Annotated in this window: 19 protein-coding genes; 7 read left to right on the forward strand and 12 right to left on the reverse strand. The window is 44.9% G+C overall.

The genetic code is table 11. The features are described 5' to 3' along the window. Together OE749_RS08460 and OE749_RS08465 are read left to right on the forward strand one after the other, a co-directional pair. Nucleotides 1-149: EF-Tu C-terminal domain-related protein (locus OE749_RS08460; protein WP_449757741.1), on the forward strand; the 149-nt coding region annotated here is incomplete at its 5' end. A 713-nt stretch (nt 150-862) separates the two neighbouring features. Beyond that, nucleotides 863-1,561 carry a hypothetical protein gene (locus OE749_RS08465; RefSeq protein ID WP_263712014.1) on the forward strand — a complete coding sequence of 233 codons (699 nt, stop codon included), beginning with the start codon at nt 863-865 and terminating at the stop codon, nt 1,559-1,561. A gap of 179 nt (nt 1,562-1,740) precedes the next feature. On the opposite strand, the gene OE749_RS08470 is transcribed toward OE749_RS08465, so the two are convergent. From OE749_RS08470 to OE749_RS08485, 4 genes are all read right to left on the reverse strand, one after another. Beyond that, the gene (locus OE749_RS08470; RefSeq protein ID WP_263712015.1) at nt 1,741-2,265 is read right to left on the reverse strand and encodes a YehS family protein; all 525 of its coding nucleotides are present in this window, start codon (nt 2,263-2,265) and stop codon (nt 1,741-1,743) included. A gap of 235 nt (nt 2,266-2,500) precedes the next feature. Then, a complete protein-coding gene (locus tag OE749_RS08475) occupies nt 2,501-2,896 on the reverse strand; it encodes a DUF4019 domain-containing protein (RefSeq protein WP_263712016.1) in 396 nt (131 codons plus the stop codon). Between the two features lie 74 nt (nt 2,897-2,970). Beyond that, nucleotides 2,971-4,587, reverse strand: a complete 1,617-nt coding sequence (locus tag OE749_RS08480; protein ID WP_263712017.1) for an FMN-binding glutamate synthase family protein — start codon at nt 4,585-4,587, stop codon at nt 2,971-2,973. A 93-nt stretch (nt 4,588-4,680) separates the two neighbouring features. Next, the gene (locus OE749_RS08485) at nt 4,681-5,607 is read right to left on the reverse strand and encodes a DUF1835 domain-containing protein (RefSeq protein WP_318527874.1); all 927 of its coding nucleotides are present in this window, start codon (nt 5,605-5,607) and stop codon (nt 4,681-4,683) included. A 174-nt stretch (nt 5,608-5,781) separates the two neighbouring features. On the opposite strand from OE749_RS08485, the gene OE749_RS08490 reads away from it, so the two are divergent. Next, a complete protein-coding gene (locus OE749_RS08490; RefSeq protein WP_263712018.1) occupies nt 5,782-6,261 on the forward strand; it encodes an acyl-CoA thioesterase in 480 nt (159 codons plus the stop codon). Nucleotides 6,262-6,293: 32 nt separating this feature from the next. On the opposite strand, the gene OE749_RS08495 is transcribed toward OE749_RS08490, so the two are convergent. The 6 genes from OE749_RS08495 to OE749_RS08520 are packed head-to-tail and all read right to left on the reverse strand — an operon-like array spanning nt 6,294 to nt 14,078. After that, nucleotides 6,294-7,364: a protein-glutamate methylesterase/protein-glutamine glutaminase gene (locus OE749_RS08495; RefSeq protein WP_263712019.1), complete on the reverse strand. Its 1,071-nt coding sequence runs from the start codon at nt 7,362-7,364 to the stop codon at nt 6,294-6,296. 2 nt (nt 7,365-7,366) lie between these two features. Continuing rightward, nucleotides 7,367-8,215, reverse strand: a complete 849-nt coding sequence (locus tag OE749_RS08500) for a CheR family methyltransferase (protein WP_263712020.1) — start codon at nt 8,213-8,215, stop codon at nt 7,367-7,369. A 6-nt stretch (nt 8,216-8,221) separates the two neighbouring features. Then, on the reverse strand, nt 8,222-8,776 hold the full coding sequence (locus tag OE749_RS08505; protein WP_263712021.1) for a chemotaxis protein CheW: 555 nt from the start codon (nt 8,774-8,776) through the stop codon (nt 8,222-8,224). A gap of 13 nt (nt 8,777-8,789) precedes the next feature. After that, nucleotides 8,790-11,573: a methyl-accepting chemotaxis protein gene (locus OE749_RS08510; protein WP_263712022.1), complete on the reverse strand. Its 2,784-nt coding sequence runs from the start codon at nt 11,571-11,573 to the stop codon at nt 8,790-8,792. Between the two features lie 32 nt (nt 11,574-11,605). Further along, entirely contained in the window at nt 11,606-13,714 is a 2,109-nt protein-coding gene (locus tag OE749_RS08515) for a chemotaxis protein CheA (RefSeq protein ID WP_263712023.1), read from the reverse strand. Continuing rightward, on the reverse strand, nt 13,707-14,078 hold the full coding sequence (locus OE749_RS08520; RefSeq protein WP_263712024.1) for an STAS domain-containing protein: 372 nt from the start codon (nt 14,076-14,078) through the stop codon (nt 13,707-13,709). Before OE749_RS08520 ends, OE749_RS08515 begins: the two co-directional genes overlap by 8 nt. A 433-nt stretch (nt 14,079-14,511) precedes the next feature. Here OE749_RS08520 and OE749_RS08525 point away from each other — a divergent pair, with 433 nt between their 5' ends. Together OE749_RS08525 and OE749_RS08530 are read left to right on the forward strand one after the other, a co-directional pair. Then, entirely contained in the window at nt 14,512-14,874 is a 363-nt protein-coding gene (locus tag OE749_RS08525) for a response regulator (RefSeq protein ID WP_263712025.1), read from the forward strand. 79 nt (nt 14,875-14,953) lie between these two features. Beyond that, nucleotides 14,954-16,057 carry a GGDEF domain-containing protein gene (locus tag OE749_RS08530; RefSeq protein ID WP_263712026.1) on the forward strand — a complete coding sequence of 368 codons (1,104 nt, stop codon included), beginning with the start codon at nt 14,954-14,956 and terminating at the stop codon, nt 16,055-16,057. Between the two features lie 126 nt (nt 16,058-16,183). Here OE749_RS08530 and OE749_RS08535 read toward each other — a convergent pair whose 3' ends face one another. Then, entirely contained in the window at nt 16,184-19,369 is a 3,186-nt protein-coding gene (locus tag OE749_RS08535; RefSeq protein WP_263712027.1) for an efflux RND transporter permease subunit, read from the reverse strand. A 1-nt stretch (nt 19,370) separates the two neighbouring features. Next, nucleotides 19,371-20,606: an efflux RND transporter periplasmic adaptor subunit gene (locus OE749_RS08540; RefSeq protein ID WP_263712028.1), complete on the reverse strand. Its 1,236-nt coding sequence runs from the start codon at nt 20,604-20,606 to the stop codon at nt 19,371-19,373. A gap of 124 nt (nt 20,607-20,730) precedes the next feature. Here OE749_RS08540 and OE749_RS08545 point away from each other — a divergent pair, with 124 nt between their 5' ends. Together OE749_RS08545 and OE749_RS08550 are read left to right on the forward strand one after the other, a co-directional pair. Further along, entirely contained in the window at nt 20,731-21,726 is a 996-nt protein-coding gene (locus OE749_RS08545) for a LysR family transcriptional regulator (RefSeq protein WP_263712029.1), read from the forward strand. A 68-nt stretch (nt 21,727-21,794) separates the two neighbouring features. Continuing rightward, nucleotides 21,795-22,061, forward strand: coding sequence for a DUF4212 domain-containing protein (locus OE749_RS08550; protein ID WP_263712030.1), 267 nt, complete (start codon nt 21,795-21,797; stop codon nt 22,059-22,061). Nucleotide 22,062: the final 1 nt, after the last annotated feature.

A 22,062-nucleotide genomic window follows, 5' to 3' on the forward strand; every position in this document is an offset into this window, starting at 1 on the left:
AAGGCGTAGAAATGGTAATGCCTGGCGACAACCTTAAGTTCGTTGTAGAGCTAATTGCTCCAATCGCGATGGACGAAGGTCTACGTTTCGCAATCCGTGAAGGTGGCCGTACTGTAGGTGCTGGCGTTGTATCTAAAATCATCGAGTAATCGATAAGATACACGGATTTGAATTCAAAAAGGCTGCACTTGTGCAGCCTTTTTTGTGTCTGCTACAAAGTGATTACCAGCATCTTCAGTTTTCCGCAGGTGGGTGAGGCTCCGGTCCACGAAGTGGATTTCGAGTAATAGGTAATTACTCGAAAAGGAATGAACGCCAGCGCAGGACGTGCTGGCCGGGTGCGTTATCATGGACGGGTTCAAATTGAGATATCATGTCCTTCATTTCAAGATAAGGGCTTTGAAAAAGGTGCGGGCGTTGTATCTAAAATCATTGAGAAATCGATAGATTGACACTGAATCCGAACAAGGTCGCGTAAGCGGCCTTTTTTATGCCCGAAGAAAGATAACTCTGCCCTCCTGAGCTATTGCCGAAGAGTGACAAACGGTGAGCGATAGTGAGCGAGAGGTACCTGGTAGGCAGGCCGAGAGTGAAGTACGGCGAGACAGGAGGTCGCGGTTGGGTGCATGACCAGAGAAGGGGGAGATTGTAATTACGTGCACAACGACGTTAGAAGTGGAGAAGTATGATACTTTGAAGAGTCGTGCATTCAGCTCATGTACATACTGTTCATGATATTTACTGAATAATCATTATGCATTGTTTTCGGAAAAAGGGTTATTTTACTGACAACCGATGAATTTTTTCGATAGTATAAGGTAAAAATATTACGATTTTTTAATGTCTATTCAAGGAGTGAAATATGAAAGGAATGAGCCTTGCTCTAGTTATTATTGTTGTGTCTTTCTTCGTGATTCGAAGCGGGGTTTTCCCTTCATTATATGAGGGGGATACACGGGAAATCGCTGGCCCAGCGCTTGAAAGTGCGAGTAAGGAAGGCCATGGTGATGCCTTTGTGGCTAATGGGCGGACGGATGATGCTCAAAATATAGCCCCTAAAGAGCAAGAGGCAGAAGGTAGATACTCGCAAGAGCCCCCAAAAACAAGCGAGCATGAGCGTGCATATGCGTCGATATTTCCCGACGCCGTTTTCGCCAGTGGAGAGGCATTAAATCAGGTATTTTTGAGCCCTGAAAATCGTGTTTATAGAAAGACACTTGATACATTGTTTACTGGCAATGCGTTGTCTGAACTGGTGCCAAAGCTGGCCGACATGCCAAAAACTCACCTCAGTGCCACGCGCGAGCATGCTTTAATCGCGGAAGTAGATGACATGTTGGGCAACGAGTATTTTGATTTAGAAGCGGCATGTGCAGGAAAAATCTGCTTAGTCACATTTAATTATGTGTCTGATATCTCAAATGACTCACTGGTCGATTTAGCTAACTTCGACAAAAACTTTAGTTTTACTGCATTTGAAGATAACGCAGAAGACGGCGTTAAAACACTAAAAGCGATATACATAGAAACCGACGATCCGTCGCGTTTGGCGCTTCAATAGAGTGCCTGATATCTTTCGTTGTTTGAGGTCGCATCTTCGCAAAGACGATAGGGTGAAGGGAGTAAATAACACAACCCCACTGTGAGGCTGTGTTTAGTTTAACACGCGCTTATTCAATAACTGGTATACACGTTGCGATAACGAATACTGAGTTTTGGCGAATATTATGTGCGTATATGCTAACGCTTTTTGGTTTGTCCCCAGGGTGATGCGGCTTCTACGCTTGTTGCTTCGGCATCTGGTCTATGAATTTTGACCATGCCTTGCAGTAAATTACGAAGTAACTGGTCTTTACACGGCCTGTAGTTTCTGTGATCTGGCTTGCGAAATAGCGCAGACAACTCGTTTTTGCTGATTGGAAAACGCGCTTTATTTAGCACATTTAGAATATCATCATGCTGATAATCCATGGCAATTTTTATTTTGCGAAGTACATCGTTGTTGCTCAGACGTTCCCCTTTCTCCAGTGGGGTCGGTAACTTGCCATCTTTTAAGCCGCGGTTTTTTACGATGAGACCATCAAGAAAGTAGCAAAGAATTTTGTCTCGGCAAGGTGCATAACCGTCTTCATCTTCTTTTTTCATCAAGCTGTGTAAGTACGGCTTCTCCATTTCGTAACCCGCAAGCTTGAATATTTGAATAGCCGCATCGTCATTAATGCGTAAGGCAAACCGTAGGCGGCGCAATATATCGTTGTGAAACATAATATGTGTATAGCAAATAGAATTGGGGCTATTGTACCGTATCACGCGCAACAACATGAATTAATTCTGTCACTTTAGCGGTGTTTAGCGTGACTTTGGAGACCAAGGTAGAATACACGCGTTTACAGAGGATGCTTGGTAAGGTGCCAATGGCGTGACACAGTGAAGGTAAGAGGACGGATGAAGGCGATGATACTCATTACTCTCTCTTCATCCGCCAAGTTATGATAGGGCGCTAATTAATGAAATACCCTACTACACGCCAATCACGATCTACTTTACTTAGTACAACAGTTTCAGTGGCATCACTTTTATGCGTATAGTCTGTAGAGAGAGTCAGAACAAGGTACTCGCCTTCAGGAGCCCCCGGTAACGCCTTCTGGTTGCTGGAACCTGTTATCTCGCGAGAAACCACCTTGCCCAACGGGGTTCTAATTTCTTCTATTGTTTCAATCCACTGAGCGCTGGATATTTGCGCTTGAAAAAATGGTGCTGCTTGCTCCCAACTTGATGTGTAGTCTTTTGAATCTACCAGTGCCAACCAAGACATCGCACTGTCGGTTTTGTCCTTATCTCCTGAGTAAGAAAATACAGAAAATGTAGTCAGTAAAATTAAAAATAATATTTTCACTAAAGCACTCCTTGTCTATTGTTAGCACAATTTTTGTGCATGCTCAGGTTAGTATAATACTCTTTCGGTCGCAACTAGGTGGTGGCAACTTGGGGATGCATTTTAAACGATTTTGCATTGGCTTCACGCATATCGGTTGCGTACCTCGTCGGAATATTTCCTTCTAAAAATGCACCTTTGTCGACAATAGGGTAAACCTCATCAAGGCGTTTAACGCTTTCATGATTGACCCGACTAAAGATGTGCTGGCGGTAAATATCGTTGAGGTGAGTTTCGCCAGCCGAGCTAATAAGGTCGAGTGTGGCGTGGATGGTTTTGGCATGAAAGCTTTTTACGCGTTGATATTTGTCTTCTACCACTAACCCTTTATACAACGAAGGGTCTTGTGTAGCCACCCCTGTTGGGCAGCGATTCGTATTACATTGCAGCGATTGAACGCAACCGATTGCCAGCATCATCCCTCTTGCGCTATTGCAAAGGTCTGCTCCCAAAGCAATGGCTTTAGTGATATGAAAAGCCGTAAATATTTTCCCTGATGCGATGATTTTTATGTCATCTCGTAATTGGTAGCCGCGCAATATATCGTCCACGAAAACGATGGCTTCGCGCAGTGGCATGCCAATAGAATTAGTATATTCCAATGGTGCTGCGCCAGTCCCTCCTTCGCCTCCATCTACCGTAATAAAGTCTGGCTGAATTCCCGTTTCAAGCATGGCTTTACAAATGGCAATAAATTCAGATTTACGGCCAATACACAGCTTAAAGCCGATTGGCTTGCCGCCACTTAACTCTCGCAATTGCGTAATAAATTGAAGCAACCCTATCGGTGTATCAAAGGCAGAGTGGGCGGGAGGTGACTGCACTTCTGTATGGGGTTCAACAAGGCGGATTCTGGCAATTTCCTCACTGTTCTTATGGGCGGGAAGTATACCGCCATGCCCTGGTTTTGCGCCTTGAGACAGTTTGATTTCAATCATTTTAACGGAAGGCTTTTGTGCATTTTTCTGAAACGCGTCTGGATCGAATTTGCCGTCGTCTGTTCGACAACCGAAGTAACCAGAACCAATTTGCCACACTAAATCTCCACCATATTTTAGGTGATAAGGGCTAATCCCACCCTCACCTGTATTGTGATAAAACTTGCCCTCTTGTGCGCCGCGATTTAAGGCCATAATGGCATTTTGACTTAACGCACCGAAGCTCATTGCGGAAATATTTAATACACTGGCAGAATAGGGGTGTTTGCAACCTGGGCCGCCAATATTTACCCGCATGCTGTACTGATTTTCTTGAGGAGCGATGGCGTTAATTGAATGGCCAATCCACTCATAACCATCATGACGTACGTCAATTTTGGTGCCAAATGGCACAGTATCCACTGCATTTTTAGCGCGTTGATAGACGATTGAGCGGAACATGCGGCTGATAGGTCGGCCATCTAATTCTGATTCTATAAAGTATTGCTGAACGAACGGCCTAAAGTCTTCCATAAGCCAACGCAGCCGGCCTACTAAAGGGTAATTTCGCATAATGCTATGGCGAGTTTGGAACATGTCATAAATCGCAACTACCCAACAGGGCGCTACTAACACAACTAACCAAGTCATACCTGGGTGCCACCAAATGACTGCGCCGATTACGAAAGATATAAGCAAGAGAGAGCCAATAATCAATAAACGGTGTGGGTGCATGCTGTTTGCGTGTCCTTTTGCTTAGTTTTTTGAAATGTAGGGGGGGTTAGCACGTTAGCGCTAACGTTTTGCTATTCAAATGATCTAACACAACTACGAAACGATCAGGCGTTTGGATGTGTCATCCCATAAAAAGGGGTAGGTAGATGACAGCTCATATCCACCTAGCCATTGTGATTGTCCATAGGCGCGCTGCCAGAACATGCCATTTTTTAATACAGATTTACCATTCTCTGTTAAGTGGTAAGTGTCTTGCTGTTTGGATAACAGTGGCGGCGAATCCTGATGTAGTTGATCGATATACCAAAAATAACTCATGTCGCCATGAAACTCGGCTTTCTCATGAGCGCAATATGCCTGAAACAACGTTGTCGGAGTATTGTGACCTTCGTGGATTAATGCCAAGCTGGTTTTTTCAGTGAAGTTAAGACCTGAATTCGTCCAAGGTAGTTCTTGCAGGCTACGTTCAATGGCGTTCTTCAAATAAGGAAGTGAGGTTAGATCACGCTTTCGCAAAGCACTCCAAGCTTCTGGCGTAGTTTGTCTATACGCATTCCATGCCTCATTGGCAAGGGCGAACATCTGTGGTGTTACTGCCTTTTTATTTGAAATCAGCTCTAAATAATCGGCTGGCAGTAAGCGGCCAAGATGTATTGATGTATCAACCCAGAATACATTCTCATGAGGCACATTTTGCACGTTTAGTTCACTAAGCACTTGGATTAATTGCAGTTGATCATAAAGATCATGCTCAAACCATAAAACAACAGGCTGATTGGCATCTATGGTTGATAGCGCTTTATCACGAGCAAGAAAATCTTGATGAATGGTATTAAAATCTCCCCAGCCTAAACTCGCGATAAATTGTGCTCGAATGGCCGAGAGTTCATTGATGCTCGGTGTCATAGGAACCGGCCCCATGTGCAGTAAGTCACGCCAAGGGACACATTGCCCCGAGATGCCCGCTAAATCAATGAGTTTTACTGTAGTGTCACCGTTTGTGATGTGTAGGGTGTTAATACTAAAACCTCCAGCGTGATTCTACGTGTTAATAGTAATAGCATAAATCGGATGAATTTGAGTGCAGGTAGTTGTTTTTCACCCTATTTTTTCTGTTTAGATTACATAGAAAGACAAAGACTGCGCGTTGAGTCGACTATAGTTATATCAACCATCGTGATTAGGTATAAATCAATGTCTGCACAACATCGAACTGATTTTCGTTTTTTGGCTGAACCCACAGACGTTAATTTTGGCGGCAAGGTACATGGCGGCATGGTTATGAAATGGATTGATCAGGCATCTTATGCTTGTGCAGCGCAATGGAGTAAGCACTATTGTGTGACAGTATCGGCCAATGCTATTCGTTTTATTAAACCCATATTGGTGGGGCAGCTCGTGTGGCTAAGTGCCAGAATTGTTCATACAGGGAATACAAGTATGCATATCTACGTGGTAGTGCGTGCTGGCGATCCGAAAGAAGATAAGGTGTATGTGACCAATCGATGTTTTATCACTTTTATGGCGTTAGATGAGGCAGGTAAACCCGTGTCTGTGCCTGAATTTACTGCGCAAAACAAAGAAGACAAAATGCTTGAGCAAGTCGTCGTCAGAGCGAAAGATTTCGCCAAGCAGCTTGATGGGGTATTTGAAGAGTCGTTGGGCTGGAAATGAATTTGCAAATGGAAAGTGTCTGTAACGTCATGTTAGTCCACTGCCAATAATTTGAGTAGTTCTCGGGGCATATGTTGTAGCGCGACTATTTTGTCTACACCACCCAGTTTAATGGCTTCTTTCGGCATACCAAATACTACGCTTGAGGCTTCATCTTGAGCAAAGTTATACGCGCCGGCTTCTTTCATTTCTAGCATCCCTTTCGCGCCATCTGCGCCCATGCCCGTTAACAAAACACCGATGGCATTGGCTCCCGCGTACCGCGCAGCAGAGCGAAACAGCACGTCAACAGAGGGACGGTGTCGTGATACCAGCGGCCCTTCTTTGAGTTCAACATAGTACTTTCCGCTTCCTCGCTTCAGCAGCATGTGTGAATGTCCAGGCGCGAGCAGAATTTGGCCTCGAGTGAGTTCATCGCCAGTCGCCGCTTCTTTTACCCGCATTTCACATAAACTATCAAGACGTTGGGCAAAAGAGGTGGTGAATTTTTCAGGCATATGTTGAACAATCGCAATGCCCGGTGTGCTGGTTGGAAGATGTTGAAGAAAAAGACGTAGCGCTTCGGTTCCGCCTGTTGATGCCCCCACAACAATGACTTTGTCGGTTTTTAAGTTCGGAAGTGGTTGTTTTCCCGGCGGTAAAATAGCGTCTGCGGTTAACTTTTTTTGAGTAGGCTTGCGCAGTTTTTGTGGTTTGGCTAATGAGGCTGCCTTAATTGTGTCGCGAATTTGAATGCCCGACTCTCTAATAAAATCTTTCGTGCCAGATTGTGGCTTGGTGATAACATCAATTGCGCCATATTCCATTGCTTTGCTGAATACTGTTGAGCCAGGTGAAGCGAGGCTTGAGCAAATGACAACAGGCAGTGGATGTTGTTTCATGAGTTTTTTCAGAAAGGTAATGCCATCCATACGTGGCATTTCGACGTCTAAAATAATGACATCGGGAATCAAGCTTTTTAGTTTGCTGGCTGCAATAATTGGATCTGATGCGGTGGCGATCACTTCAAATTCTTCGCTTTCAGTGAGTATATCTGCAAGCATATTCCTGACCACGGCAGAGTCATCAATAAGCATGACCTTGATGGGAAGCGAATCTGACATCTCTAGTCCCTTTGATAAATCGTAGGCGCAACCTGTTTGAATTGACTTGGCACATCGTTGATGGTTTCAGAGTGACCAATCATCAGGTATCCCTTTGGTGACAGTTTGCGGTAAAAACGTTCGATAATTTGCGCCTTAGAGGTTTTATCGAAGTAAATGAGTACATTGCGGCAAAAAATGAGGTGAAGCGGTGCAGCAATGTCATAAAAGTTATCATTCAAATTCACCATCTTGAATTGAACGACATTGCGAAGTGGCTTTTCTATTTTGACCAAACTTGGATTGCTTTTACTTCTGAGTAAATAGCGTTGCCGATAATAACTCGGAATACCCGCAATTTCCTCTTCGGTATAAACCGCCTTTTTTGCTTTTTGCAGCATGGAAACGGAAATATCAGATGCCGTAATGTGGTAGTTAATTTGTTTTTTCTGGCGCGACCATTCTCGCAGCACCATGGCAATGGTGTAAGGTTCTGCGCCGCTTGAGCAGGCAGAACTCCATACATGCAGTGGCGTATGGGTCCCGATCCCTCGCCCTGCAAAGCTTTGCAATAGTGTTTCACTCATGTAATCAAAGTGCTTTGGCTCGCGGAAAAAATCAGTTTTATTGGTAGTAAGCGCATCAATTAAGTGAATGAGCTCATCTTCGCCCTCCTCAGATAAAGACCATTTCACATAGTCATCTAGATCTTTACACGGGCTTTTGGGTAAACGCTTGCGTAAGCGTCCTTCTACCATGTGCTTTTTTTCAGGCGTGAGTCGAATGGAAAAACGTTGATGAACGAACTGGCATAATTGATTGAATACTTTGATTTTTAGCGTGTCTTTGGGGGATGCCGCGATATCGTACATAGAGCGTTAATCCTCCTCTGAGTCCGTGTTTGTTGCATCATCAGACTCACTATCGGCATGAGATGTATCAGCTGATTCCGCGATGTCATGGGTTAGCGTTAATTCTTTCAGGGTAAACAGTTTTTGTTTGTTGAGAATGACAATAAAATCCTCTTCTGAGGCACCCATCGCCATGCCAAAGATAAAATTGGTATCGACACTGGCGCCAATCTTCGGGGGTGGTTTAATCTTGTCTGCGGGCACTTCGATGACATCCTGCACGGCATCGGCTAGCGCGCCCAGCACCGCGAGTTCTTCACCAATCTCTACTTCAATAATGATAATGCAAGTGTCGATGGTGAATGTAGTTTTGCCTATGTCGAACTTTCGTTTTAAATCGATAACCGGCACAACTTGCCCGCGCAGGTTTATTACGCCACGCATAAAGGGTGGCGTTTGCGGTAATCGAGTGAGCTCTTTCACTTCAATGACTTCGCGAATGTCTGTGATATTCAGCGCAAACACATCCTCGTCTAAATTGAATGTGAGTATTTGTAAATTGTCAGTCAGCGACGTCGTCATTTACTTCCTCCTGTCAATAACGTGTAAAGTCATCGTCATCGTCGTCATCTGACTCTAGATCCAGATCTATGCCTTTTTTCTTGGGCTCAGATGTGGTGGCTACCGTGTCTTTTTTACGGGGAGTAACAGGCATTTGGTAAGCCCTCGTGCCTTCCTTGACTGTAAAGAAGCTCATGTTTTGCTCTAGCTGTCGGGCTTGAGCTGAGAGCTCTTCGGCGGTTGCCGCAACTTCTTCAGAGGAAGCCGCATTTTTCTGAACTACGGTGTCGAGTTGTTGAATCGCAAGGTTAATTTGCTCAGCCCCCGCATCTTGCTCTTGGGCTGAAACACTGATCTCCTGTACGAGTTCTGCGGTACGCTTGATATCAGGTACGATTTTATCAAGTAGGTTACCCGCTTCTTCAGCAATCGTAGTGGATGAGCCTGACAAGCCGGAAATTTCGCCTGCTGCTTTTTTACTTTCTTGTGCAAGCTGGCGCACTTCTGCGGCTACGACAGCAAAGCCCTTACCGTGCTCTCCGGCGCGGGCAGCTTCAATCGCAGCATTTAACGCCAATAAGTTTGTTTGTCGTGCAATTTCCTCAATGATCGTGATGGTGTCGGCGATTTCCTTGATGGCATTCACCGCTTGATGCACCGCAGCGCCGCCTTTCTCGGCATCTTCGGCCACTTGATTGGCAATGCCTTCTGTTTGACGGGCATTGTCAGCACTTTGTTTAATATTGGCAGCCATTTGCTCCATGGAAGAGGATACCTCTTCTAAAGACGCTGCTTGCTCTGTTGCACCCTGTGACATGTCGGTTGCCGTAGTAGACAGCTCATGGCTTCCGTTAGACACGTTGCTGGTGGCTTGATTAACCTCGCTAACCACATTTTGTAATTTTGACACCATAGAACGAAGTGCATCAGCCAGTTCACCAATTTCATCGTTTTGCGAGACGTCTAAATTGCTGGTTAAATCGCCATTGGCGACTTCGTTGGCAAAGGTAACGCTTCGACTAATGGGCTTAGCAATAGACGATGCAATAAGTAACGCAACAATCACCACAATGACGGCAATGACGACCAAACAAATGGCAATCGAAATAATGATGGATGTTATTGGTGCTTCAACTTCGGCAAGATCCACTTCTACTAATAACGCCCAGTTTAGGTCGCCCACTTTAAACGGCGCGAAGGCGCTCATGACTTCTTCACCGCGATAATCTTCGATAATTTCTACGCCTTGCTCGCCTTGTAGTGCGCGTTCTACAGCTTCAGATTTCACGCCGTTCTTCGCCACTGTGCCTGCAAACGAGGCGCTGACAGTGCGGTTAGTTTGATCTAAAAATGAGTCTGATCGCATTCTGTAATCGGGGCCAATCAAGTAGCTTTCGCCTGTTTCTCCCATGCCTGCACGCACTTGCATAATTTCATTAATGGGTTCGAGAGGCAGTTGCACGGCGACGATCATGGAGACATTGCCATACTCATCTGTTACCGGCGCGCCAGCAAAGGCAGCGGGCGCACCATTACTGGGTGCATAGGGTGCCATATCGGTGATTGAGGGGGTTTCAGATTTAAATATACTGCGCGCAAGATCGCCTAAATTGGAATCTTTGTATTTCCCCGTTAACAAGTTGGTTTGATAGTCTGCTTCTTTGGTCACGGTGTAATAGATGTAGCCATCGGGAGCGATTAAAAAGGTGTCGTAGTAACCGTTTTGACGGTTGTACACGGTAAGAAAATCTTCATCACTGCCGGGTATTGTCGGGCTGAGCACTTCAACAAGGTTGATCATGCCAACTATGCCCCATGATAATCCTTCGATTTCAAGTGGTGCGTAGGTATAGAGCTTAAAGTGTCCGTCAGAATCTGTTGCTAATTGATAACCCGTTTTCCCCATCACGGCGAGTTCAGCTGCACGCAAATTTACAGGGGTACCGACTTTACCCCTGTCTTCGATTCTGTCAGATCGCAGAGCTACCTGATTATTACTTTTACCGACGAGAAAGGTTTCCCCGGTTTTACCCAGTCCTGCGCCAAATTGGGCAATTTCATCAATATGATCGATAGAGAGTTGCAGTGCCAGCACACCTAATACCGTGCCGTCGTCGTCTTTGATTGGACTGGCTAAAAATGCGGCTTGTGCGCCTGCGGAAGGCGCATACGGTGCAAAGTCTACAATGGTAGTTTCTTCTAAGCCTTGACGATACGCAGTCGCTAAACCCGAGTTTTTAAGCACGCCAGAAGCGAGGTTCTCACCCAAGTCTGACTCTTCGGTTACGGTGTACACCACCCATCCGCTTTTGCTAATTAAAAACACATCGTAATAGCCATATTCATTATTAAAATGAGAGAACCATTCATGATATTTTTTCTTGGTGTTTTGATATGAGGAAGAGTTAACCGTATTGCCGCCTTGGGCAAAGGTAGCGGTAAAGGTGCGTATGGCATCTCGAATTTTATTGCTTGAATTAAACACTTCAATATCGATACGGCGCGTTTCAAAGTATTCTTTTAGTTGATTGCTTTTATTTTTAAGAATCGCCAGCTGTCGATTGACGGCGGCATCTTGCGCGTTTTTGACAACCGTAGACATAATATCTACGTCAGTAACAACAGAATTGAAATAGCTTTGCAGTTGCAATTTTTTGATCTCTCGCGCTGCCTCTAGTTTCTCCAATGCTGCGTTGTCTAAACTTTTTTGTGTCAGGGTAGCAATAAACCAGCTTGCAACAAGCAGGGGAATCAAGCTGATAATCAGCATGATGCTTGTCAATTTGGTTCGCATTCTAATGTCGTGAATTCGTAACATGATGATTCTCTCTGGTTCTCCAAGTATTGCTGTTAAGCGACATTTTGTGCGGCGTCGCCACCACTTGATTTCAGGTGCCTTTTCAAAATTTGGAAAGCGTCTATGATCAGTGCGACACTGCCATCTCCCAATATGGTCGCACCGCTGATCGAATCGATACTGCGATAGACGGCACCGAGGTTTTTAATGACAATCTGCTGCTGATCGATGATTTCATCAACAATAAACGCAAAGGACTCGTTGTCGACACTGACGATAATCAGCTCAACCAAATCAGGCTTATCGGCAGAGATTTCTGCCCACTCACGCAACGAGACACACGGCATCAGCGTGCCGCGTATTTTGGTTGAATAGCCTTGTTTGGTTTTGGATAAATCTTTGCTGCGAATTTCCACGCACTCTTTGATAATAGACAAAGGAATGGCGATTACATCATCGCCGACACGCGTCAGCAGTCCTTCGATGATGGCCAATGTAAGCGGAAGCTTTAACGTAATGGTTGTGCCTTTGTTCACAATACTGTCAAGTTCAATTGTGCCTCTTAAGTCTTCTATTGTGCGCTTAACGACGTCCATGCCCACGCCGCGTCCTGAGATGTTAGTGATCTTCTCGGCGGTAGAAAATCCCGGCGCAAAAATCAGCTGTAGTGCATCTTTATCTGATATATCTGCGTCAGGTTCGATGACGCCTTTGTCTATGGCTTTACTGCGAATTTTAGTCGGGTCGATACCTCGACCATTGTCTTCAATTTTAATGACAACCTGACCTTGGGTGTGCTGTGCTGAGAGAATGATTTTTCCTTCGGCAGGTTTGCCTTTTTCAGCGCGTTCTTCAGGTGGTTCAATACCGTGGTCGATGCTGTTGCGAATCAGGTGAACAAGTGGGTCGCCCAGCTGATCTATCACGGTTTTATCAAGCTCAGTTTCCGCACCGTGGGTGAACAATTCAATATTTTTGCCCTGATCTTTGGCCAAATCCCTCACTACACGTCTAAAGCGGCTAAATGTCGAGCCAATTTGCATCATTCGAATGCTCAATACGTTATCGCGAAGCTCTGTAATTAAGTGATTCATTTCTTCACAGGCGTTAATGAGTTGGGTATCGGCATGCGATGCGGCAATACGATTCAGGCTAGCCAGCGCGATAACAAGTTCACCCACGAGGTTCATTTGCATTTCTAATTTTGGAGCGGGCACGCGAATGTTTTCAACGGCTTTTTGCTTTTGCTGCCGGTCAGTTTTAACCACTTCTTGCTCAACCAAAGCAGATGTGATTTTTTCTTTTGCTACCGCACCAGCAGCCTCGAGTATTTCACCCACTTTGGGTGCTTTGGGAAGTAAATTCTCTAATTCATCTGCGCTGATATCACCGCGTTCAACCAGTATTTCACCTATGCGTTTGTAATCGTCTTCTTGTTCGTCACCATGATCTATGACATCCACATGCAGTTCGCAGTCATCTTCATCGAAGATAAACACATCCAGTATGTCGTCTCTGCTTTTTTGCGTTTTAAGCAAAACGTCCCAACTCAGGTAGCTGGTCAGTGGGTGAAGGGATTCCAAAGAGGGAAGGGCATCGGTGTACGCCACTACATTGTATTCTCCCATCTCTTCCAAACAGCGGAGTAAGGCGAGCGGTTTGGAGCCGAAATTGAAAAAATCCTCATTGGGTTTAAAGCGAATTCTGAATATTTGCTCGTCGTGTTCTTCTGCGGCTACCTCGGGAGCCATTTGTTTTCCCTGCTCTGTGTTTGGCTTTTCAGCTGAATCAGGCATGAGTTGCAACAATCGAACGGTTAATTCATCAGCTTGTTCTTTTAAAAGTGCGGTTTGTTGATCATTGCTGTCTAGCATTTCAGCAATCCAAGATTGCGACGCCAAACCAATTTCGATCAATTCTTGTGTTACCGACAGTTCCCCTTTGCGCACGCGATCAAATGCGGTCTCAAATTCGTGGGTAAAGGCGGCAATGTTGTCGAACCCAGCCATTGCACCTGAGCCTTTGATGGTATGCATTGCACGAAAAATACGGTTAATCAATTCTTCTGAACGTGGATCGTTCTCAAGTTCAAGAAAGGCATCTTCTAAATCTGTTAATAGCTCTTCGGCTTCTTCTTTGTACGTATCTTGAATCTTACCCATCACTTTCTCCATTTGTGGCGGAGGCAATAGGTGTCACGCTATCTGATGCTTCATTTTGTTCGCCATAAAGAATGTGACCAAGCCCTGATAAATTCACCGCGCGAAGAAATGCTTCACTGTCACCTTCAAGCTGACACAAAGGGGAAGAGGATGTCCGGTGTTTCATTAAAGATGCTAATAATTGCAGACTCGAGATGTGGCAATCTTCAACTGACGCGACATTGATCTGAATGGGCTGTGCTAAATCAAGCGCATGCACAAGCGCAGACTTCAATTGTTCAGCTGACTCCAGCTCCAATTCTCCTTGTAAAATGATTTCTGTCTGTTCTGAATGTTCTTTCAGAATTACTGATGGGTCAGACATGTAGCACTCCTAAAGTCACTCAGGCCCGGCTTACTACCGCCACGATGTTATGAGAAAAAATGTATACGAATATGTGCAATAATCAGATTTAACGCCACTTGCATTGTTATTTGTGTGGCTTACCAGATAAAACGTAGTCAGTGATTAAAAAATCTTCAAGAAAATTGCTGTCTCTCGTCGTGAAGTTTCTCCTTATTTACCAGCCTTTTAACGTCAGAGCCCGATGATTTATGTTTTCATCGTTCACATTTTTCGTACGCAATAGGAGGGTACCGTCTCTTTGTATTAATTTGCTGTTGCGAAATAGGTTGCGAGAAAAGGATATTCGCTAACTAAGGCCTTGAGTGACTTGCAATTTATTCCTGTGCTGTCTAGTTTTAATTCAGGTCGTAAATAGATTCATCTGAAACGTCGTTGAATGAGGAGTGAGTGAATGAGCAAGACTATTTTAATTGTTGATGACTCTGCATCAATCAGACAGGTCGTTACCTTGACGCTTGAAGGTGCAGGTTACGAAGTGATTAGTGCTGAAGACGGGGTTGATGGATTGAGTAAACTAGATGGAAAAAAGATCCATCTTATTGTAAGCGACGTGAACATGCCGAATATGGATGGTTTGACGTTTGTAGGTAAAGCCAAGCAAATGGAGGAGTACAAATTCACGCCCGTGTTAATGCTAACCACGGAATCTAGTCCAGAGCTTAAAGCAAAAGGTAAAGAAGCGGGGGCGAAAGCATGGCTGGTTAAACCTTTTAAACCCGATTTGCTGTTGGGGGCAATCAGTAAGCTGACCTAATGTAAGAGGAAGTATTGGTTTCCTCTCGATACTTTGTGTAGACTGGTAAAAAAACTAACCAATAACAAGGACATGTTGCATGCCGATCAATGCGATTCGTCAGAAAACCACTGTTACCTTATCACTATCGCTTTTCTTTATTATTCTTCTTGCTTCTCTGATTATGCCTATGTTTTCGGATCACAGTTCAGAACTGACATGGCTAGGCTGGGGGACAGTGGCTTTGATGGGAGCGTTAGTGCTTTATACCAAATATACTCCTTGGCAAACCTATCACCCTTACATAGTTGTTTGTGTGTCTGCTTTTGCGCTAGTACCTTTTATTCTTTTAACTGGCGGTGTATTTAGTCAGTACACCGTTTTATTGCCGCTGTTTCCCGTATTGGTTAGCATGGTAGCAAACGAGAGAGCAACATGGTTTATGGGAGTCGGCTCAATGGTCTTTGTAGTGGCGATGACTCTAAATCACGCTTATCTATCAGATCTCCATTATCAACTTGCCCATTCAGACATGTTAGTTTTACGGGCGTTCTGGCTGAATGTTGCCGTCATAATCAGCTGTATTTTTGGCATTTCATTTACGCGCGTTCATCGCCTGTATGGCCGTCGATTCGAAGAACAGGCCAATCAAGACAAACTGACAGGCTTGGCGAATCGAAATACCTTGCTCAATCAGTTAGACGAACAGTTGAATGACGCTGCCAATACTGGTGATTGGATTAGCGTGTTGCTGGTAGATATCGATCAGTTAAAGCTGATTAATATGCAACGTGGTCAGCAGGCGGGCGATGAGTGCTTGAGAGTGATTGCACTGGTGCTTCATCAGCATATTCGAGCAAGAAAAGATGTGTTGGGCCGATATGGTGAAGCTGAATTTGCAGTGATTATGCAGGGAGTAAACCAAAGTGATACCCATAAAATCGCAGAAAAGCTTCGGCATAGGATTAATGAGGCTAAGATTGAACATCAGGGGCAAGTAGTGAATGCCTCTGTCACGATAGGCTATAGCTGCCTTCAAGCTGATCATGTCGTGGATGCAAATCAGTTACTCACTGCTGCTGATCGCGCTGTTTATACGGGAAAACGCGAAGGAGGGAATCAAGTGGTCGGAGCCGAAGAAGCAATCGTGACATCAATACTGCTAAAGGAATCAAAGATAAGGGAATATGAAGTTCTAAATTAAAAAAGCCAGAGCAGGTTTTTCGTTGAGGATGAGAAAACCTGTCTGGCTGGGCTCACCTTTCGGTGAAATTGGCCCGGTGACTTATGGTTACAAGGCCGGGCAACACGCTAATAAACGGTCGATATACTATGCTGCCTTCTGGCTTGGCTTGTCGTCCTTTTTGAACGTTGAATTACTCACATTTGCTTGTCCGATTTTCTTTGCCACTAGTGCATAGAATACTGGTGTAAGTAGTAGGCCAAAGAAGGTCACTCCGAGCATTCCCGAGAATACTGCCACGCCCATTGCTTGACGCATTTCCGCGCCAGCGCCAGTCGCCAGTACCATAGGAACCACGCCCATAATAAAAGCAAACGATGTCATCAAAATAGGACGTAAGCGCAGGCGTGAGGCTTCTTGCAATGCCCCCATGAGCGACATGCCTTGCTCTTGCTTTTCTTTCGCAAACTCAACAATCAAAATGGCATTTTTAGTGGCAAGTCCTACCAACACAATAAAGCCAATCTGAGTAAAGATGTTGTTGTCACCACCAGACAAAATGACCCCCGTCATCGCTGATAATAGTGTCATTGGTACGATAAGAATGATGGCCAGTGGTAAACGCAAGCTTTCGTACTGGGCTGCCAATACCAAGAACACTAACAACACCACGAGAGGGAACACGTACATAGCCGTATTTCCAGATAGTTTTTGTTGATAAGTGAGATCAGTCCACTCGTAAGTCATGCCCACCGGAAGAGTATCAGCCAAAATGCGTTCTATGGCGGCCTCGGCTTCGCCTGAACTAAACCCAGGCGCTGGAGCACCGTTAATTTCAGCACTGGTATAACCGTTATAATGCATAACACGATCAGGGCCTGCCACATGCTCAACGCTCACAAAAGCCGCAAGAGGTAGCATTTCACCTTTATTATTACGCACTTTAAGTTGCGTTATATGCTCTGGTTCTTGTCTGAAGCTCTCTTGAGCTTGAACATTTACCTGATAAGTACGCCCAAACAAGTTGAAGTCATTGACATACAGGGAGCCTAGATACATCTGCATTGTTGAGAAAATATCATTGATAGAGACACCATGAATTTTTGCTTTCTCACGGTCAATCGAAACATCCAACTGCGGAACATTGACTTGATAGCTTGAAAATACGCCCGCTAATTCAGGAGTTTGCCATGCTTTTTGCATCACTTGCATGGTCACTTTGTAGAGCTCTTCGTAACCAAGGTTTCCGCGATCTTGAATTTGCAATTTAAAACCGCCGATGGTGCCTAACCCCTGTACTGGCGGCGGTGGAAAGATGGCGATAAACGCATCTTCTATACCGGCAAATTGTGCGCCGAGTGCGCCAGCAACCGCATTTGCGCTCATCGCATCATCGGTACGTTCCTCAAAGGGCTTCAAAGGAACAAACACGATGCCGCTAGAAGGACTGTTGGTGAAACCATTAATATTTAGCCCAGGAAATGCGACGGCATTTTGTACAGCTGGATGTTCCATCGCAATATCTGACATTTGGCGAATAACGTCTTCGGTTCTATCTAATGATGCAGCATCAGGCAATTGCGCAAATGCGACCAAATATTGCTTGTCTTGTGCTGGCACATAGCCTGTAGGTGTTTCAGTAAACTGAACATAAGTGAGACCCAATAAACCTGCATAGAGCACGAGAACAATTGACGTACCGCGAACCAGCTTTTTCACTGTGAAACTATAGCCAGCTTCGGTTTTGGCAAACATACGGTTGAACGGTGCGAACAACCAGCTACCTAAAAGTTTGTCCATTAAACGGGTGAGGCCGTCTTTGGGCGCGTCTTCGCTTTTTAGCAATAATGCTGATAAAGCTGGGCTTAACGTCAATGAATTGATAGACGAAATAACCGTTGAAATCGCGATGGTTAAAGCAAATTGCTTGTAAAATTGACCAGTTAAGCCAGACATAAACGCGGTAGGAATAAACACCGCTGCCAATACCATCGTGGTGGCAACAATCGGGCCTGTTACCTCTTTCATGGCCTGAATAGTCGCATCAACAGGAGATTTTCCTTCTCGGATATTACGCTCAACGTTTTCAACTACCACAATCGCGTCATCGACAACAATACCGATAGCGAGTACTAATCCAAACAACGATAAGGCATTAAGTGAAAAGCCCATTAAGTGCATTACTGCAAATGTACCCACTAAAGATACAGGTACTGCGGCGAGCGGTATGATCGAAGCACGCCAGGTTTGTAAGAACAACACAACCACAATAACAACAAGAATGATGGCTTCAAATAGTGTTTCAACCACTGCTTCAATTGAGCCACGAACGAACACAGTTGGGTCGTAAACAATCGAATAGTCTACGCCTTGTGGAAAATACGGCTTAAGCGCTTTCATTTTAGCGCGAACGTTGTCAGATATTTCAATCGCGTTCGAGCCGGGGCTTTGAAAGATCGGTAAGGCAACGGCTTGCTTATTGTCTAACATTGAACGCAATGCATAGAAATCTGCGCCAAGTTTGACGTCAGCCACATCTTTTAATCGCGTGATTTGGCCTTCATCGCCGACTTTGATTACGATGTTACGAAACTCTTCCTCGTTGCTCAATCGCCCTTTAACGTTTATTAATAGCTGAAACTCTGACGAAGTAGACGGCTGTGCGCCAAGGCTTCCTGCGGCAACTTGCTGGTTTTGCTCACGTATAGCTGCCACTACATCCATGGGGGTCATGCTTAGCTCAGAGATCTTTTGTGGATCCAGCCAAATACGCATGCTGTACTCCCCAGCACCAAATAGCTGTACATCACCAACACCGTTTAAACTGGCAAGTTCATCTTTCACATTTAAGTGGGCATAGTTCGACAAATACAACATGTCGCGGCTGCTGTCTGGCGAGGTAAGGTGAACCACCATGGTGAGATCAGGCGATGTTTTCTCTGTTACCACACCCAAACGTTGAACCACCTCTGGTAGGCGAGGAAGGGCACGGTCAACACGGTTTTGAACCAGTGTTTGAGATTTGTCTACATCTGAGCCTATGGCAAAGGTCACAGTAAGCGTCATGCGGCCGTCTGATGTAGCCTGAGAAGACATGTATAGCATGCCTTCCGTGCCTTTTATTTCTTGCTCAAGTGGGCTCGCAACTGTTTCGGCGATGGTTTTAGGGTTAGCGCCCGGATAGTTTGCAGTCACTACAACAGTCGGAGGTACAACTTCTGGGTACTCGGTAATAGGCAGCTGCCATACCGAGATCGCCCCCGCGATGAATATCATTAACGATAATACACCGGCAAAAATAGGACGATGGATAAAAAATTGTGAGAGTTTCATCTTAGCCTCCGATCTCGGCTTGACCGTTTTCGTTTACCGCTGCAAATTTAGGATTACTGCGCACGCGCTCTACGGCTTGCTGCATCTGGCGCAATTCGGCTAATGCATGCTCGTCTGCCATAGTGGCTTCTTGTGGTGTCACTTTGCTACCGGGACGTACACGTTGTAGACCGTTGATCACGATTTTGTCTTCTGGTGATAAGCCTGACTTCACCACGCGAAGGCCGTAAAGTTTCTCACCTAACTCAATAGGACGGTATTGCACGGTGTTATCGTCAGCGAGTACCAGTACGAACTTGTTGTTAAGGTCAGTACCAATGGCTTTGTCTTTAATTAGAATCCCGTCAACGCTGTTTTCGCTTAGCAATCTTACTCTAGCGAAAAGGCCAGGAATCAGCTCGCCATTCGTGTTGTCGAATACTGCTCGGCCAGTGATTGTACCTGTCGTCGCATTAATTCGGTTGTCCACGAAGTCAAGCGTGCCTTTGTAATTAAAGGATTCATCGTCTGCTAACCCCATAAAAACAGGAAGGGCTGTGCCGTCTTCTTCGGTGCGGTGTTTCGCATTGACATACTTTAAGTACGTTTTTTCATCCGCATCAAAGTACACATACATTTTATCTGTGGCGACAATGTTAGTGAGGGATGTCTCACCCGCTTTAACGTAGTTACCTTTGGTGACGTTGGCTTTTGAAATGTAGCCTGAAATCGGGGCGACGACGCGGGTGTAGCTTAAATTCAGTTTTGCCAGTTCAAGCTGAGCATTGACAGATGACAAACGAGCCTGTGCTTGTTGCTGGCGCGCTAGTCTGTTGTCGGCTTCTTCGGCAGAGATTGCTTGTGTTTTGCGTAAGTTATTTGCACGCTTTACTTCTTTCTCTGCAAGTTCGAGTGCGCTTTGCGCTTCTAACTTAGCGGCTTTTAAGCGATTCACTTCAGCTTTGAAGGGGGCGTTGTCGATGAAAAAAAGAGGTTCACCTTCTTTTACAAATGCGCCTTCTTCAAACGCTGTGAAATCAATGTAGCCAGATACGCGTGGACGAAGATTAACTTCATTAGGCGTCTCAATTCGCCCTGTGAAGTCTTCTTTTTCAGTGATGGTCTCATTGATCACTTGCGCGATAGAGACTGTCGGTGCCATCGGCGCTTGTGTTGGCATTTCTTGCTTGTCACAGCCTGCCATAACCGAGATCACACCTATAAACGCCAAGCTGGCAAATAAAGGTTTAAGTTTCATGTTAGTTCCTCAACGATTTTTGATGGTGAGAGTATGAAGGAGATAAATAAATAAAAAAAATTATTAATTAATATGAAACACATCATCTGATATGATGTATTCAACATTTGAACGGAGATAAGCAATGCGCCCTCAAGATCTGACATTGTTAATGATTTTTGATGCGATTATGACTGAGCGTTCTATCACGCGTGCCGCGAATAGATTGGCAATGACGCAACCTGCTGTTTCAAATGCAGTGAGTCGAATGCGCTCGGCATGGAAAGATGAACTGTTTGTAAAAGACGGCCGAAATATTCAACCTACATTGTATGCTCAAAATTTGTGGAGTCAGATTCGCGACCCTATTCTCTCATTAGGCGATGCAATAGACAATAAGGAGTTTAACCCTTCCACCGCAAGGCGTACTTTTCGTATTGCCGTTTCTGATATCTTGGTTGATATGGTATGGGTGTCTATGCGTAAGATCATTGAAGAGCAAGCGCCGGGCGTGAATCTTCATGCTGTTCCGTACACCATCGTGAATACCGAATCGTTATTAGAAGATGCAGAAGTGGATATGGTCGTGGGGCCTTCAGGGCATGTGTCTGGCACATTTAGAGCAGAATATGCGTTTTGTCCCGATTATGTGTGCGTAATGCGTAAAGGGCACCGCTTGGCAAAAGAACAGATTTCATTGGAAGAGTTTGCCGCGGCTGATCATTTATTGGTGTCGTTATCGGGTGATACTGCTGGGTATACCGATCAAGTTCTAATGCAACATGGCTTATCACGACGGATTGCCTGCACGGTGAACCATTTTTCTACGGTACCGCGTCTAATTCAAAATAGTAACCTAATCAGTGTTGTACCCACCACTGCGGTGGCAAGGCCAATTATTAATCAAGAGCTGGCCGCTACTGCCGTACCGCTTGATTTAACGCCACAGCCAGTGTGTCTGATTTGGCATAAAAGACAAGATCAAGATACCGGATTAATTTGGTTGAAAAAGCACGTCAAACAGATTGTTCATGACACAATAGCGAGACAAGATGTTGAAATAAAAAGCAGTTTGTGCCAAAACAATCCTGCAATGTGCACAAAATCTTCTCAGGAAGCTGAGCTCGTCCCAATGAAGTAGGTGAAGGAACCGCGCTCATCACGTTACGTTTGTGCAATTGTTACAGGTAACTTTGATGAGGAAAGGGAATGGCGTCTAACACACAAAATGAAAAAGCCGCATACTGGCGAGAAAATATTGTCTTGATGTTAAAACTCTTGTCGGTATGGTTTTTTGTATCGTTTGGCTGCGGCATATTGTTGGTCGATGAACTGAATTTAATTCCATTCTTTGGGTTTAAATTAGGCTTTTGGTTTGCACAGCAGGGGGCTATCTATGTGTTTGTTGCGCTTATATTCGTTTATGTTCACCAAATGAATAAGCTCGACAAAAAATACGGTTTGGATGAGGAGTAGG

It is taken from the genome of Fluctibacter corallii (assembly GCF_025751585.1).
Taxonomy (GTDB): domain Bacteria; phylum Pseudomonadota; class Gammaproteobacteria; order Enterobacterales; family Alteromonadaceae; genus Fluctibacter_A; species Fluctibacter_A corallii.

Bases quoted from the DNA above. Each gene is read 5' to 3' on its own strand.
- OE749_RS08490 (WP_263712018.1), top strand. From the start codon at position 5,782: ATGTCTGCACAACATCGAACTGATTTTCGTTTTTTGGCTGAACCCACA.
- OE749_RS08545 (WP_263712029.1), top strand. From the start codon at position 20,731: ATGCGCCCTCAAGATCTGACATTGTTAATGATTTTTGATGCGATTATG.
- OE749_RS08480 (WP_263712017.1), bottom strand. From the start codon at position 4,587: ATGCACCCACACCGTTTATTGATTATTGGCTCTCTCTTGCTTATATCT.
- OE749_RS08500 (WP_263712020.1), bottom strand. From the start codon at position 8,215: ATGTACGATATCGCGGCATCCCCCAAAGACACGCTAAAAATCAAAGTA.
- OE749_RS08550 (WP_263712030.1), top strand. From the start codon at position 21,795: ATGGCGTCTAACACACAAAATGAAAAAGCCGCATACTGGCGAGAAAAT.
- OE749_RS08515 (WP_263712023.1), bottom strand. From the start codon at position 13,714: ATGGGTAAGATTCAAGATACGTACAAAGAAGAAGCCGAAGAGCTATTA.
- OE749_RS08520 (WP_263712024.1), bottom strand. From the start codon at position 14,078: ATGTCTGACCCATCAGTAATTCTGAAAGAACATTCAGAACAGACAGAA.
- OE749_RS08505 (WP_263712021.1), bottom strand. From the start codon at position 8,776: ATGACGACGTCGCTGACTGACAATTTACAAATACTCACATTCAATTTA.
- OE749_RS08535 (WP_263712027.1), bottom strand. From the start codon at position 19,369: ATGAAACTCTCACAATTTTTTATCCATCGTCCTATTTTTGCCGGTGTA.
- OE749_RS08530 (WP_263712026.1), top strand. From the start codon at position 14,954: ATGCCGATCAATGCGATTCGTCAGAAAACCACTGTTACCTTATCACTA.
- OE749_RS08540 (WP_263712028.1), bottom strand. From the start codon at position 20,606: ATGAAACTTAAACCTTTATTTGCCAGCTTGGCGTTTATAGGTGTGATC.
- OE749_RS08525 (WP_263712025.1), top strand. From the start codon at position 14,512: ATGAGCAAGACTATTTTAATTGTTGATGACTCTGCATCAATCAGACAG.
- OE749_RS08465 (WP_263712014.1), top strand. From the start codon at position 863: ATGAAAGGAATGAGCCTTGCTCTAGTTATTATTGTTGTGTCTTTCTTC.
- OE749_RS08470 (WP_263712015.1), bottom strand. From the start codon at position 2,265: ATGTTTCACAACGATATATTGCGCCGCCTACGGTTTGCCTTACGCATT.
- OE749_RS08510 (WP_263712022.1), bottom strand. From the start codon at position 11,573: ATGTTACGAATTCACGACATTAGAATGCGAACCAAATTGACAAGCATC.
- OE749_RS08495 (WP_263712019.1), bottom strand. From the start codon at position 7,364: ATGTCAGATTCGCTTCCCATCAAGGTCATGCTTATTGATGACTCTGCC.